The organism is Parvibaculum sp., from assembly GCF_049671045.1.
Taxonomy (GTDB): domain Bacteria; phylum Pseudomonadota; class Alphaproteobacteria; order Parvibaculales; family Parvibaculaceae; genus Parvibaculum.
Map to the genome: position 1 here is coordinate 13,135 of NZ_JBATUH010000119.1, position 14,044 is coordinate 27,178.

Genomic DNA, 14,044 nt, shown 5'->3' on the forward strand with positions numbered 1-14,044 from the left:
GATCCATGAAACGACTGAAGCTCGTTCCCGACAACACGTCGCTGCCTTTCACCAAATATCGCCACCTGGCGATCGGCATGTCGACCGTCATCATGGTGCTCGCCTTCGTGCTGCTCTTCACGCACGGGCTCAATTTCGGCATCGATTTCGAGGGCGGCACCGTCATCGAAATCGAGACTCATGGACCGGCGGACATTGCGGGCCTCAGGTCGAAGCTCGGCAGTCTCGAGCTTGGCGACGTGCAGCTTCAGCGCTTCGGCCAGGATAACAACGTGCTGATCCGCGTCGGGGCGGCGCATGATTCCACCATCTCCACCGACGAGGCGGGGCAGACGGTGGTGCGGAAGATCAAGGCAGCATTGGGGTCGACGGTCGAATACCGGCGCGTCGAAAGCGTCGGGCCGCAGGTCTCGGGCGAGCTTATCCATTCGGCGGTGCTCGCGGTCCTCGTCTCGATCGCGATGATGTTCGCCTATATCTGGTTCCGCTATGAGTGGCAGTTCGGCGTCGGCGCGGTGCTTTCGATTTTCCACGACGTGCTGGCGACGGTCGCCGTCTTCTCGTTCTTCCAGCTCGAATTCAACCTGACCACCATCGCCGCGCTTCTCACCATCGTCGGCTATTCGATGAACGACACGGTCGTCGTCTTCGACCGCATCCGCGAGAATCTGCGCAAGTACAAGAAGATGGATCTCGGCGATCTGATCGACCTTTCGATCAACGAGACGCTCTCTCGCACGATCATGACCTCGGTGACGACGCTGCTCGCGCTGCTTGCCCTCTTCATCTTCGGCGGCGAAGTCATTCGCAGTTTCACCTTCGCCATGATCTTCGGCATCGTGGTCGGCACCTATTCCTCGATCTATGTCGCGGCGCCGGTGCTGATCTGGATCGGCATCAAGCGCGACTGGGGCGCGGGCGGTCTGGGGCGCAGCAAGAGCGAATCGAGCGCCCAGAACAAGGCCTGAGGCGGTGCGTCCGCGCTTCGGAGGGCAGCCGCTGATCGACGCGTACGGCGATTTCGGTTTCCGCCTCGGCGAGCAACGCTTCGAGGGCTCGATCATTGTCACGCCGCACGGCCTCTATCCCTTGCCGGCGGCGGAGATTGGCGAGGTCACGCCGGGCTCGCTTCAATCGGTCGCCGAATGCGCCGGGGAAATCGATTTTCTCCTGATCGGCTGCGGCCGGAGCTTCGGGCGCCTTCCTCCGGCATCCGCTGATTTCCTCCGCTCGTTGCGAATCACCCCGGATCAGATGGATACGGGTGCCGCCTGCCGGACCTATAACGTTCTGCGAGCGGAGGACCGCCGGGTCGCCGCCTTGCTGATTGCCGTGGCCTGACGGACGAATTCACAGGAACGCTTGGCATTTCCCACTGAAACTCCTAGCTTTGCGCAGGGGCCGCGACTCATTGTCGCTACCGGTGCTCGATGGGTGGCGGTCGCGGCAATGGGCATACGGGGAAATCTTGGAGGTATTACCCATGGCGGCCATTCTGACGTCTCTGCGAAATACGGTGATCGCGGGCTTCGTGCTCTCGATCATCCTGATCCTCATGTTCCTGAACTGGGGCGGTACGCTCGACTACAATTTCTGCGCGTTCCTGGTGCGCTGGCTCCATGTGATCAGCGGTGTCATGTGGATCGGCCTGCTCTGGTATTTCAACTTCGTCCAGATACCGAACATGCCCAGCATCCCGGACGATCAGAAGCCGGCAGTGAGCAAAGTCATTGCGCCGGCAGCGCTTTTCTGGTTCCGCTGGGGTGCCATGTCGACGATCTTCTTCGGCATCATTCTCGCCTGGCAGAACGGCTATCTGCTTGACGCCTACACGCTGGGGGCGGCCGAGGGCTTCTCGGTTCACAAGAACATCGCCATCGGCATCGGCATGTGGCTCGGCACGATCATGTGGTTCAACGTGTGGTTCATCATCTGGCCGAACCAGAAGATCGCGCTTGGCATCGTCGATGCCCCGGCCGATGCGAAACCCAAGGCAGGCCGCTCGGCCATGCTGTTCTCGCGCGTGAATACGATGCTTTCGGTTCCGATGCTTTTCGCCATGGTTTCGGCGCAGAACATCTACTAAGACATGGACCGCGCCGGGCGCGGTTTTGGGGACGGGGCCGCCGCACGCGGCCCCGTTTTCATTTGAGGCGGTTGCGATGAACGCGATCTCTGCGAGCGAGAGTCTTCATGCGTGCCTGGAGAATGTGCGCCGGCTCGACCATGACCGCTTTCTGACGCTGATCTTCGTGCCCGCGGCGAAGCGCGCGCGGCTCATCGCGCTCTATGCCTTCAATGCCGAGATCGCGCGCGTGCGCGAGGCAGTGAGCGAGCCGATGCTCGGGCAGATCAGGCTGCAATGGTGGCGTGAGGCCATCGAGGCGATTGCGCGGGGCGAGGCGGCGGGGCATGAGGCCGCAGTCGCGCTCGGCGAGACCTTCGCGGCGGCGGAGCTTCATGGCGAAAAGCTGGTGGCGCTCATCGACGCGCGCGAGCGCGATCTCGACGATGAGCCCTTCGTCGATATGAACGCGCTCGAAGCCTATGCCGATGCGACCTCGGCAACGCTGATGCTGCTTGCGGGCTTCGCGCTCGCGGGCCCCCGCGCCGCGAAGGCGCTGGCGGCCATTCGCCCGGCGGGCGTCGCCTATGCCTTGACGGGCCTCATGCGGGCCTTGCCGCTCCATGCATCGCAGGGGCGGCTCTATCTGCCGCTCGATCTCATGCGGACCCATGAGATAGATCCGCACCGGATATTCGCGGGCGAAATGTCGGAGGGCCTGCGCGCCGCCATGAAGGAAATCACCGGGCGCGCGCGGGCGCATCTCGGCGAGGCGCGCCGTCATGCGGCGCTTGTCGATCGCGCGCTGCTGCCTGCGCTTCTGCCGGCGGCGCTTTGCGACCGCTATCTCTCGATCATGGAAGCGGCGGACTTCGACGCTTTCCATCATTCGACGGAAGTTCCGGCGCTGATCCACCAGTCGAGGCTTACGACGAGAAAGCTGCTCGGCCGCTTCTGAGGCGCGGAGACTATTCCGCCGCTTCAGCCTGCGGAGCGAGCCAGCCGGCGAGATCGCGAAGCGCGCGCGATGTGTAGGCACGCTTGCGGGCCGGGCCTTTCGCTTTTCCGCGCGGGCGCTTGCCGTTCTCATCGAGCCCGATTTCGACCGGCGGGAAAAGGCCGAAATTCACGTTCATGGGCTGGAAGGTCTCGGCCACGGCATCGCCGGTGATATGCGCGAGGAGGGCGCCGAGTGCCGTCGTGCGCGGCGGCGCCGAGGGCTCGCGGCCCATGCGCTCCGCCGCCGCGAAGCGGCCCGCGAGAAGGCCCATGGCGGCGCTTTCGACATAGCCTTCGACACCGGTCACCTGTCCGGCGAAGCGCAGGCGCGGCTCCTTCTTCAGCCGCATCAGCCGGTCGAGCAGCTTCGGGCTGTTGAGGAAGGTGTTGCGGTGCAGGCCGCCAAGCCGCGCGAACTCGGCGCGCTCGAGCCCGGGTATCGTGCGGAAGATGCGCGTCTGCTCGCCATGCTTCAGCTTGGTCTGGAAGCCGACCATGTTGTAGAGCGTGCCCAGCGCATTGTCCTGGCGAAGCTGGATGACGGCATAGGGCCGGACGTCCGGCATGTGAGGGTTGGTGAGGCCGACCGGCTTCATGGGGCCGTAGCGCAGCGTTTCGGGCCCGCGCTCCGCCATGATCTCGATTGGCAGGCAGCCTTCGAAATAGGGCGTGTTGCGCTCCCACTCCTTGAAGTCGGTCTTCTCTCCTTCGATCAGCATACGAATGAATGTCTCGTACTGCTCGCGCGTGAGCGGGCAGTTGATGTAGTCCTTGCCGGTGCCGCCGGGGCCCGCCTTGTCGTAGCGCGACTGGAACCAGCAGACCGACATGTCGATCGTCTCGCGGTAGATGATGGGTGCGATGGCATCGAAGAAGGCGAGCTCCTCCGCGCCGGTGAGGGAGGCGATGGCCTCGCTGAGCGCGGCGGAAGTCAGCGGCCCGGTCGCGACGATCACATTGTCCCATTCGGCGGGCGGAAGGCCCGCGACCTCGCCGCGCTCGACGCTGACGAGCGGGTGGGCGGTGAGAGCCGCCGTCACATGGTCTGAAAATATGTCGCGGTCGACGGCGAGCGCGCCACCTGCCGGCACCTTGGCGACGGAGGCAGCGGCCATGACGAGCGAGCCCGCGCGGCGCATTTCCTCATGCAGCAATCCAACCGCGTTCTGCTCGGCATCGTCGGAGCGGAAGGAATTGGAGCATACGAGTTCGGCAAAGCCGTCGGTCTGATGCGCGTCGGTTTTGACCACAGGGCGCATTTCATGCAGCACCACGGGCACGCCTGCCTGGGCGATCTGCCAGGCGGCTTCGGAGCCGGCCATGCCGGCGCCGATGACATGGACGGGTTTCAGAGGGGCGGATTTCAGGGCTTCCTTCATGGCCGAGGGGATAGCACGAACGGCCGGTCCCCGTCAGCCCCGCCGGGACGTGATCCCTGTCAGGCCCAGAGGGCGGGCCGCCGGTCCTTCCAGGGACATTCCTTTTCGAGTTGCGCCGCAAGTCGGAAAAGCGTCGCCTCGTCGGCATAACGCCCGGTGAACATCATGCCGATGGGAAGTCCGCCCGCGCTCTGCCAGAGCGGCAGCGACATGGAGGGCTGGCCGGTGAAATTGAAGGGCGGCGTGAAAGGAAACACGATGCCCTGCCGCCTGTTCACTTCCTTCGGCTCGAGGTTCACCGGATCGACATAGCCGATCTCGGGCGGTGGCGTTCCCATGACCGGCGAGAGATAGATGTCGAACTCCTCGAAGGTCGAGAGGATCTCACGGTTCAGGAGGCGCAGAGTCTGCCAGCCCCACATGACCTGATCGCCGGTGAGCTTGCGGCCGGATTTGAGCGCGGCCCAGGTCAGCGGCTCGAGTTCATGGGGTTCGGGCTCGCGGCCCTTTTCGGCAATGCGGCGGCCCATGGCGGCGGCGAAATTGGCGGCCGACACGCAACCCTGCGCGCGATAGAGCGTGCGGTAGTCGATGCCGAGCCCGCGCGGGACAAGCTCATGGCCGAGGCCCTTCAGCAATTCGACCGTGCGTTCGAGCGCGGCCTGAACTTCCGGGTCGATGGCGCGGCCGCTCGGCGTTTCGCTCGACCACGCGATCCTGAGCCTGCCAGGGCTCCGGGCGATTTCGTCCATATAGGGCCGCGCCTTGGGCGGCGGCGCATAGGGCGATGCGGGCTCGGGATAGCCCGTTGCGTCGAGCATGGCGGCGCTGTCGCGCACCGTGCGGCTTACGACATGATCGACGCTGAAGCCGATGGCGCGGTCGAAGTCGCCAGGTCCGTTCGGATTGCGGTCGCGCGTGACCTTGAGGCCGACAAGGCCGCAGCAAGCGGCGGGAATGCGAATGGAACCGAGCCCGTCGCTCGCATGGGCGAGCGGAACGATGCCCGCCGCGACGGCCGATGCGGCGCCGCCCGAGGAGCCGCCGGCTATGTGGTTCGTGTTCCAGGGCGAGCGGCAGGGGCCGAGAAGCGCGGATTCGGTCGTGCCGGTGATGCCGTATTCCGGGGTGTTCGTCTTGCCGACAAGGACGACGCCGCTCGCCCGGAAGCGGCGCACAAGCTCGCTGTCCGTATGATCGACCGTGTCGGCGACGAAGCGGCTGCCGCTGGTGCGCGGCCAGCCGGCGACCTCGGAGCCGAGATCCTTGATGAGGAAGGGTACGCCCTTGAACGGGCCGTTGGGCAGCGGGCCTTTCGAGGCGGCGCGCGCCTCGTCATAGGCTTTGTAGACGATCGCGTTCAGCGCGGGATTGAACTTCTCGATGCGGGAGATCGCTTCGTCGACGAGTTCCGTCGCCGTGACCTCGCCTTTCGCGACGAGGCCGGCGAGGCCGAGGCCGTCATGGCTTGCGTATTCCGCTATCCCCATCGCCTGCTCCTCAATTCCAGATTTTCGGGTGCCGATCCTTCCAGGGCTGAGCTTCTTCCAACTGCGCCGCGAGCCTGAGCAGCGTCGCCTCCTCGCCGAACCGGCCGGCGAACATCATGCCGACCGGCAGCCCGTCCGCCGACCAGTGCAGCGGCAGCGAGATGGCGGGCTGCCCCGTCGCGTTCTCGAGCGCGGTGAAGGGCACATAGTCGATGATCGGCGCGAATGCCTTTTGCGGATCGCGCTCGTGAATGTCGATGGTTCCGAGCTTCAGGGGCGGCGCGCCGAGCGTGGGCGTGAGCCAGGCGTCGTAGCTTTCCATGAAGCGGGCGACCTGGCGCGACATGATCTGTATCTGGGCGATCGCCATCTGGTACTGGACGGCGGTGATCTCCTTGCCAGCGCGATAAAGGCCCCAGGTGAGGCCCTCCATCTCGTTGTCGTTGGGCGTGCGGCCGGTCATCATGGCGTGCGCGTCGATCTGAAGCGCGAGGCCCGCGGCCCAGAGGCCCATGAAGGCGCCGGACAGCATCTCCATCGGCAGTTGCGGCGCGGCTTCCTCGACCTCGTGGCCGAGATCGCGCAAGAGTTTCGCCGTCGCCTCGACGCCCTTCACACATTCGGGATCGAGCTTGCGGCCATCGAGATTGGTGACGCTGTAGGCAATGCGGAGCCGCGCGGGCTTCCGCGCGATCTCGTCGAGGAAGGGGCGCTCGACGGGCGGCGCGTAATAGGGATCGCCGGTCTCGTGCCCATGCGTGCAATCGAGCATCGCGGCCGTGTCGCGCACCGTGCGCGAAACGATATGCTCGTGGATGAGGCCACCCATCATGTCGCCGAGATCGGGGCCGAGCGGGTTGCGCCCGCGCGTGGGCTTGAGGCCGACAAGCCCGCAACAGGCGGCAGGAATGCGGATGGAGCCGCCGCCATCATTGGCATGAGCGATCGGCACGATACCGGCCGCGACCGCAGCCGCCGAGCCGCCGCTCGAGCCGCCGGTCGAATAATCCGTGTTCCACGGATTGCGCGCGGGGCCATAAAAGGCGGACTCGGTCGTCGGCAGAAGGCCGAATTCGGGCACGTTGGTCTTGCCGAGGATGACGACGCCCGCCTTCTTGAAGCGTGCGGTGAGCGTGCTGTCGCGCAGGGCGGGAAGGCCGCTCATGAAGCGCGAGCCCGATTGCGTCGGCACGCCCTCATAATCGCCCATGATGTCCTTCAGAAGGAAAGGCACGCCCTGAAAGGGACCGTCGGCGGGCGCCCGGGCGGCGGCGCGCCCCTGCTCATACATCGGGGTCACGACCGCGTTGAGCGCCGGATTGTGTTTCTCGATGCGGGAGATCGCCTCCTCGGCCAGCTCGGCGGGCGAGACCTCGCCCGACTTCACAAGCGCCGCGAGCCCCAATCCATCGAAGGACGCATATTCCGAAATCCCCACCCCGAAGCCTCCATGCCGGTGCGCGGCCTCCTTGCGGCCCGCATGGCTGAAAGCTTAGGACGGGAGGCGAGGGTAACGCAAAGGGAGCTTCAGGCTTCAGACGCTCTCCGGCCGGTAGGGGAAGGAGGGCTCGCCCTCGAATTCGGGCCCCTGAAGGGTCGGGTCTTCGCCGCCCTGCCAGCCCGGCACGCGGAAGCGGATGCGGCGGAGAGCGGGCGCGCCCTCGAGGCCCGGATCGCGCGACACGTCGCCCACATTGACGAGTTCCACGCGCATTTCCTCCGCCATCAGCGACGCGATGCCGAAACCATGCGCGTTGGAATCGAGGAAGGAAAGTCCGGGACTCGCGCGCTCGTTGCGGAACATGGCGCCGATCTTCACCGAATTGGTGTAGTTGGCGATGAGCCCGGTACGCAGCCCGTTCACGACCGTGTTATTGAAATTCTCGAGCGTCTTTCCGTTTTCCTCGATGATGACCGCACGGCGGAAGAAGGCGCTCTGCCTCGAACTGCGCTCCGCGCCGCCAAACATCGCGCCGGAACTTATGCCCGCGGTGACGAATTCGATGGCGGCGTAGGAGCGAGCCTCCGCGTCGGGATCGACGGGAAGTCGCCCGGCAATATGGGCATGGTAGTCGCCGGAGCAGGAGACGACATTGCCGATCTTTTCGCTCTTCAGGAAATCCATCAGCTCACGGAGCTCGCCGGGGTAGCCCTGCCAGCCATCCGTGCCGACATAGCCGTCCTCAAGGCCGGCAAAGGGGAGGCTCGAGAAATCGAGCCGCATGGCGAGCGCGGGCACGCTGTTCGCCCAGATGCGCCAGCGCGCCTTCGATGCCTTCATCGCCGCCTTGAACCACGCTTTCTGCGGGCCGCCCATATGCGTGCCATGCGGCGCATTGCGGCGCGGATTTGCGATCTCGCGGTCGCCATAGGCGAGCTTCTCGGGCGGCGCGCCATTGGCGGCCGTGCGGCCCTGATCGAGCAGCTTCACGATGCGCACCGGCGGCACGGGCGCACCCTTGGTGAGCGCCTTTATCTCTTCGGTCATCACGGGCGGGCTGCGATAGCTGCGGAGATCGGTGATGACGAGATCGAGCATGGAGCCCCAGGAAAAGGCCCGATAGATCGTCATGCTCCGTAGCGCCTTCAGATTGTCTGCGCCCTGAAAGAGATGGTTTTCATCCGGCTCGCCGAAGGGCGTGTCCGAGATCCGCGTGGGCCTGAAGTCCGCCGCCTCGGACTTGATGCCGCCAAGGTCCGGCGCGTCCGAGAGCAGGGCGGGCACGAATTCGAACCAGGCCTGGTTCGCCGCGAGCTTTCTCGTCTGCGCAGGCGCGCCGTCGCCGAAATAGGTGTCGTGCGCCTGCCAGGCGTCATTGGTGAATTCGTGATCGTCCCAGGTATGGATGAAGGGAAAGCGCGCACGGGCGGCCTGAAGGTCCGGGTCCGTCAGATAGGTCTTGTAGAGGTGGCGGTAGTCGGCGAGCGTCAGCGGTATCTGCCCGCCGCGCTGCCACCAGGGATGCGTGCCATCGGGCTCCCAGGGCGTCGAGCCATCGGGCAGCGGGCCGACGAGGCGCGCGGGCGTCTCATCCTCCGGCACGTCGCCCGTGTGCTCGTAAATGAAGTCGCCGAGATGCAGAACGAACTCGATCCGGTCTTCCGGTCTTGCGGCGATGTCGTCGTTCACGAGGCGGCGATAGGCGCCGTAATAGCCCTGTTCGTAGTTCTGGCAGCAGAGAAAGGCGAAACGGACCGGCCGCCTTGCGTCGCGCGGCGGCGCGGTGCGCGTGCGGCCGATGAAGGGCAGAGTGTCGCCGCCCGCGAAGAAGCGGTAAAAATAGATCGTGTCCGGACGAAGACCATCGACGAGAACGCGCACCGTGTGATCCGCCTCGGGGCTGGCGCGAAGCGCCCGCTCGACCACGAGCCGCGAGAATGCCTCATCCTCCGAAACCTGAACGAATAGGTCGATGCTGTCGCGCGCCGAAGGCGTGGGGCCATCGGTTCCGCCCGCAAGCGGCTCGACGCGCGTCCAGAGCATGACGGCATTGGGCTGCGGATCGCCGGAGGCGAGGCCTTGAGGGAAATGATAGCGGCCCGGCTCGGCATGGGCGCGATTGAGGCGGGAGGCGAAGGGGAGCGGCGAGGCGCTGATCGCGAAGCAGCCCGCCGTCGCGGCAAAAAGCTTCAGGAATTCGCGGCGGTCAAACCCGGACATGGAGGCCCCCCTCAGGCACGGCGCAGTGATCGGCCCGGCCTTTATAGGGGGTTTGAGAGGGGCGCGGAACCGGCTTCGCAGCCCGTGGCGCATCCCGATGCCGGATCATTGATCCGCATTCGCCGCAATGGGCGGTCGGGGACGCCTGCCCTGGAAGCGCGGGCGGTTACTTCCCCCGTGCCGCCTTCTTCGGAGCCTTCGGCGCTGCGGCCGCGCCCGTCCGGCCCGGCCGGCGCTTGAAGAGTTCCGCGAGATAGCGGCCCGTATAGCTGCGCGGCTCGGCGGCCACATGCTCGGGCGTGCCCGCGGCGACGATCTCGCCGCCGCCATCGCCGCCCTCGGGCCCGAGGTCAATGATCCAGTCGGCCGTCTTGATGACTTCGAGATTGTGCTCGATGACGACGACCGTATTGCCCTGCGCGACGAGTTCGTGAAGCACGTCGAGCAGCTTCGCCACATCGTGGAAATGCAGGCCCGTCGTCGGCTCGTCGAGAATGTAGATCGTGCGGCCCGTGGAGCGGCGAGACAGCTCCTTCGAGAGTTTCACGCGCTGCGCCTCGCCGCCCGAAAGCGTGGTGGCCTGCTGGCCGACCTTGATGTAGCCGAGGCCGACGCGCTGGAGGACTTCCATCTTCTCGCGGACGGCGGGAACAGCCTTGAAGAATTCCGCCGCCTCGTCGACCGTCATGTCGAGCACGTCGGCGATGGACTTGCCCTTGAACTTCACCTCCAGCGTCTCGCGATTGTAGCGGTGCCCGTGGCACGCGTCGCATTCGACATAGACGTCGGGGAGGAAGTGCATCTCGATCTTGATGACGCCGTCGCCCTGGCAGGTCTCGCAGCGTCCGCCCTTGACGTTGAAGGAGAAGCGGCCCGGCTTGTAGCCGCGCGCGCGGCTTTCCGGCAGCTCTGCGAACCAGTCGCGGATGAAGGTGAAGGCGCCCGTATAGGTGGCCGGGTTCGAGCGCGGCGTGCGCCCGATCGGCGATTGGTCGATGTCGATGATCTTGTCGAGATGTTCGAGGCCGAAAATCTCGTCGAACTCGCCGGGGTGCTCGCGCGTGTCGGTGAGGCGGCGCGCGACGGCCTTGTAGATCGTCTCGATGAGCAGCGTCGACTTGCCGCCGCCGGAAACGCCGGTGACGCAGGTGAAGGTGCCGAGCGGAATCTGCGCCGTCACATTCTTCAGATTGTTCTCACGCGCGCCGGTGATCTTCAGCCATTTGCCGTTGCCCTCGCGGCGCTCGGCCGGAATGTCGATCTGGAGCATGCCGGTCAGATACTGGCCGGTGAGGCTCTTCGGGTTCGCCATCACCTCATCGGGCGTGCCTTCCGCGACGACCTCGCCGCCATGAACGCCGGCGCCGGGGCCGATATCCACCACATGATCGGCGGTACGGATCGCATCCTCGTCATGTTCGACCACGATCACGGTATTGCCCAGATCGCGCAGACGCCGCAGCGTTTCGAGCAAGCGGTCATTGTCGCGCTGATGAAGGCCGATCGATGGCTCGTCGAGCACATAGAGAACGCCGGTGAGGCCCGAGCCGATCTGCGAGGCGAGGCGGATGCGCTGGCTCTCGCCACCCGACAGCGTGCCCGAATTGCGCGCGAGCGTCAGATAGTCGAGCCCGACATTGTTGAGGAAATGGAGCCGCTCGCGGATTTCCTTGAGCACGCGGCCGGCGATTTCGTTCTGCTTCGCGGTCAGATGCGGCGTGAGTTCCGAGAACCAGCGGTCGGCCTCGCGGATCGACATCTCCGCGACCTCGCCGATATGCAGCTTGTTGATCTTGACCGCCAGCGCCTCGGGCTTCAGGCGATAGCCGCCGCAATCCTCGCAGCGCGTGATGCCCTGGAACCGCTCGATCTCCTCGCGCGCCCAGGAGGAATCCGTCTCACGCCAGCGCCGCTCGAGATTGGGGATCACGCCTTCGAACGGCTTGGTCGTCTTGTAGGAACGCAGGCCGTCGTCATAGGAGAACGTCACCGGCTCGTCGCCCGTGCCATAGAGAATGATGTCGCGGGCCTTTTTCGGAAGCTGCGACCAGGGCACAGTGACGGAGAATTTGTAAGTCTTGGCGAGGCTGTCCAGCGTCTGCGTGTAGTAGGGCGAGGTCGACTTCGCCCAGGGCGCCACCGCGCCGTCGCGGAGCGAAAGCCCATGGTCCGGGACCACGAGTTCGGGGTCCATGTAATGCTGGGTGCCGAGCCCGTCGCAGGCCGGGCAGGCGCCGAAGGGATTGTTGAACGAAAAGAGCCGGGGCTCGATCTCGTCGATAGTGAAACCGGATACGGGACAGGCGAAGCGCGACGAGAAGATGATGCGCTCGGGCTCCGCGCCCTTTTTCTGATCGGCGAATTCGATCACGGCGATGCCGTCCGCAAGACCGAGCGCGATCTCGAAGCTGTCCGCGAGGCGGTTGCCGAGATCGTCGCGCACGACGATGCGGTCGACGACGACGTCGATGTCGTGTTTGAGCTTCTTGTTGAGCGCCGGCACGCCGTCGATCTCGTGGAACTCGCCATCGACCTTCACGCGCTGGAAGCCCTTGCGCTGCAGCTCGGCGAATTCCTTGCGATATTCGCCCTTGCGGCCGCGCACGATGGGCGCGAGGAGGTAGAGCCGCGTGCCTTCCGGCAGGGCCATGACGCGATCGACCATTTGCGTCACGGTCTGGCTCTCGATCGGCAGCCCCGTCGCGGGCGAATAGGGCACGCCGATGCGCGCCCAGAGAAGGCGCATATAGTCGTAAATCTCGGTGACGGTGCCGACCGTCGAGCGCGGATTGCGCGAGGTCGTCTTCTGCTCGATCGAAATGGCGGGCGAGAGGCCGTCGATCTGGTCGACATCCGGCTTCTGCATCATTTCGAGGAACTGGCGCGCATAGGCCGAGAGGCTTTCGACATAGCGCCGCTGCCCCTCGGCATAGATCGTGTCGAAAGCGAGCGAGGACTTGCCCGAGCCCGAAAGCCCCGTGATGACGATGAGCTTGTCGCGCGGGAGTTCGAGCGAGATGTTTTTCAGGTTGTGCTCGCGCGCGCCGCGCACGGCGAGCACCTTTGAAGACGCCGGGGAAACCGGACGCGCCGCTTCGGCCATTGAGCGTGTTCTCGTTGACTTGCGAGGGGAAGGCATTCGACCTGCAATGTATGTTATCGCGCGCGGCAGACAAGCAGTCTGCGTTGCCGGTTCCACGGCTTTCGGGGCGAGACGGCAGACGGCGAGCCAAAGCGCGATTCGTATTTTGACATTGGCGGGCGCCATGTCTAGAACGAAAATAGAACAAACGCCGCGATGGCAGACGCGCTCCCCAGGATGCTTTATCTGTGGATATTCGGCCGCCACGGGCATACGCGAACAGCGAATCCCGTCCGGCCGGGCTATGTTGCGCGGTATAGTGATTTGGAAGCGGCATGGGCGCCAGGCGCCGATGCGGAGATTTGGAGCGAACTCATGGCAGGCAGCGTCAACAAGGTCATTCTGGTGGGCAATCTGGGCGCCGATCCGGAAATCCGCCGGACGCAGGACGGCCGGCCGATCGCCAATCTGCGCGTCGCCACCTCTGAAAGCTGGCGCGACAAGAACACGGGCGAGCGCCGCGAAAAGACGGAGTGGCACCGCGTCGTGATCTTCAGCGAGGGGCTCTGCCGCGTCGCCGAGCAGTATCTGAAGAAGGGCTCCAAGGTTTACATCGAGGGCGCGCTTCAGACCCGCAAATGGACCGACCAGTCCGGCCAGGAACGCTATTCGACGGAGGTGGTGCTGCAGGGCTTCAATTCCGTGCTGACCATGCTGGACGGCAGGAGCGGTGGTGGCGGCTCGTCGGGCGGCGGCGGCGACTATGGCGACGAGGATTTCGGCGGCGGCAGGAGCTCGGGCGGCTCCAGGGGCAGCTTCTCGCAGGATCTCGACGACGAGATTCCCTTCTGAGGCGCGCATAGCGGCCGGGCATCCCTGCGGAGGGTGTGGTCCATATCCTCCGCCGTGGCCCGCGCGTGATCGTCAGAACACGGAGGATGGCTGCCTGACACCCGGTCGCGATCCCCGCGCCGTCGACTTAGTACGAATCTGAAAATGTGCGCTCATGGAGCCGGTGACGGTCTTCTGGCGGGCGGCGGCTGCGCTCGTGCGCGTCTGATTGCGGGCTCGCTGAGCCTCTGCGATCTCGTGTCCGAAGCCTGGCAAAAGGGGCTCGCCGCCGTTCATTTCGAGGCGCCGCCGCGCGGCCTCCGGGGTCCACATCGTCTGTTCCAAATTGTCGTTTCTTTACAATGGGTTATTGGGCGACCCTCGGTGTGTTTCATGTTGCCGTTTCGGGACGGAACTGGTAGTCTGCGCGACAGTTGAATGAGGAGATTCGGCGGCTGCCGTTCCACCCATTTTTGGTCCGTTCGGGCGCCCCGCGACACTCGTTTGCCAGCGTCCTCCAGCGTTAGAAAAACACTT

The 14,044-nt window shown here is 65.1% G+C and carries 10 protein-coding genes; 5 read left to right on the plus strand and 5 right to left on the minus strand.

The window, feature by feature from the left end; genetic code table 11:
* The first annotated feature begins 5 nt into the window (after positions 1-5).
* The 4 genes from secF to WBG82_RS14315 all read left to right on the plus strand — a co-directional run bounded on the left by secF (position 6) and on the right by WBG82_RS14315 (position 3,023).
* Positions 6-968: a protein translocase subunit SecF gene (secF, locus tag WBG82_RS14300; protein WP_424425330.1), complete on the plus strand. Its 963-nt coding sequence runs from the start codon at positions 6-8 to the stop codon at positions 966-968.
* Positions 969-972: 4 nt separating this feature from the next.
* On the plus strand, positions 973-1,341 hold the full coding sequence (locus WBG82_RS14305) for an Mth938-like domain-containing protein (RefSeq protein WP_424425332.1): 369 nt from the start codon (positions 973-975) through the stop codon (positions 1,339-1,341).
* A gap of 142 nt (positions 1,342-1,483) precedes the next feature.
* A complete protein-coding gene (locus WBG82_RS14310) occupies positions 1,484-2,086 on the plus strand; it encodes a urate hydroxylase PuuD (protein ID WP_424425334.1) in 603 nt (200 codons plus the stop codon).
* A 76-nt stretch (positions 2,087-2,162) separates the two neighbouring features.
* Positions 2,163-3,023 (plus strand): phytoene/squalene synthase family protein, encoded by an 861-nt coding sequence (locus tag WBG82_RS14315; protein WP_424425336.1) that lies wholly within the window; start codon positions 2,163-2,165, stop codon positions 3,021-3,023.
* A gap of 10 nt (positions 3,024-3,033) precedes the next feature.
* Here WBG82_RS14315 and trmFO read toward each other — a convergent pair whose 3' ends face one another.
* The 5 genes from trmFO to uvrA form a co-directional block, all read right to left on the minus strand.
* The gene (trmFO, locus tag WBG82_RS14320; protein ID WP_424425338.1) at positions 3,034-4,443 is read right to left on the minus strand and encodes a methylenetetrahydrofolate--tRNA-(uracil(54)-C(5))-methyltransferase (FADH(2)-oxidizing) TrmFO; all 1,410 of its coding nucleotides are present in this window, start codon (positions 4,441-4,443) and stop codon (positions 3,034-3,036) included.
* Between the two features lie 59 nt (positions 4,444-4,502).
* On the minus strand, positions 4,503-5,933 hold the full coding sequence (locus WBG82_RS14325; RefSeq protein WP_424425339.1) for an amidase: 1,431 nt from the start codon (positions 5,931-5,933) through the stop codon (positions 4,503-4,505).
* Positions 5,934-5,943: 10 nt separating this feature from the next.
* Positions 5,944-7,371 carry an amidase gene (locus WBG82_RS14330; protein WP_424425341.1) on the minus strand — a complete coding sequence of 476 codons (1,428 nt, stop codon included), beginning with the start codon at positions 7,369-7,371 and terminating at the stop codon, positions 5,944-5,946.
* A gap of 96 nt (positions 7,372-7,467) precedes the next feature.
* Positions 7,468-9,594, minus strand: a complete 2,127-nt coding sequence (locus WBG82_RS14335; protein WP_424425343.1) for an alkaline phosphatase D family protein — start codon at positions 9,592-9,594, stop codon at positions 7,468-7,470.
* A gap of 166 nt (positions 9,595-9,760) precedes the next feature.
* Positions 9,761-12,697 (minus strand): excinuclease ABC subunit UvrA, encoded by a 2,937-nt coding sequence (gene uvrA / locus WBG82_RS14340; protein ID WP_424425345.1) that lies wholly within the window; start codon positions 12,695-12,697, stop codon positions 9,761-9,763.
* Positions 12,698-13,051: 354 nt separating this feature from the next.
* On the opposite strand from uvrA, the gene WBG82_RS14345 reads away from it, so the two are divergent.
* A complete protein-coding gene (locus WBG82_RS14345; protein WP_424425347.1) occupies positions 13,052-13,528 on the plus strand; it encodes a single-stranded DNA-binding protein in 477 nt (158 codons plus the stop codon).
* The last annotated feature ends 516 nt before the right edge of the window (positions 13,529-14,044 follow it).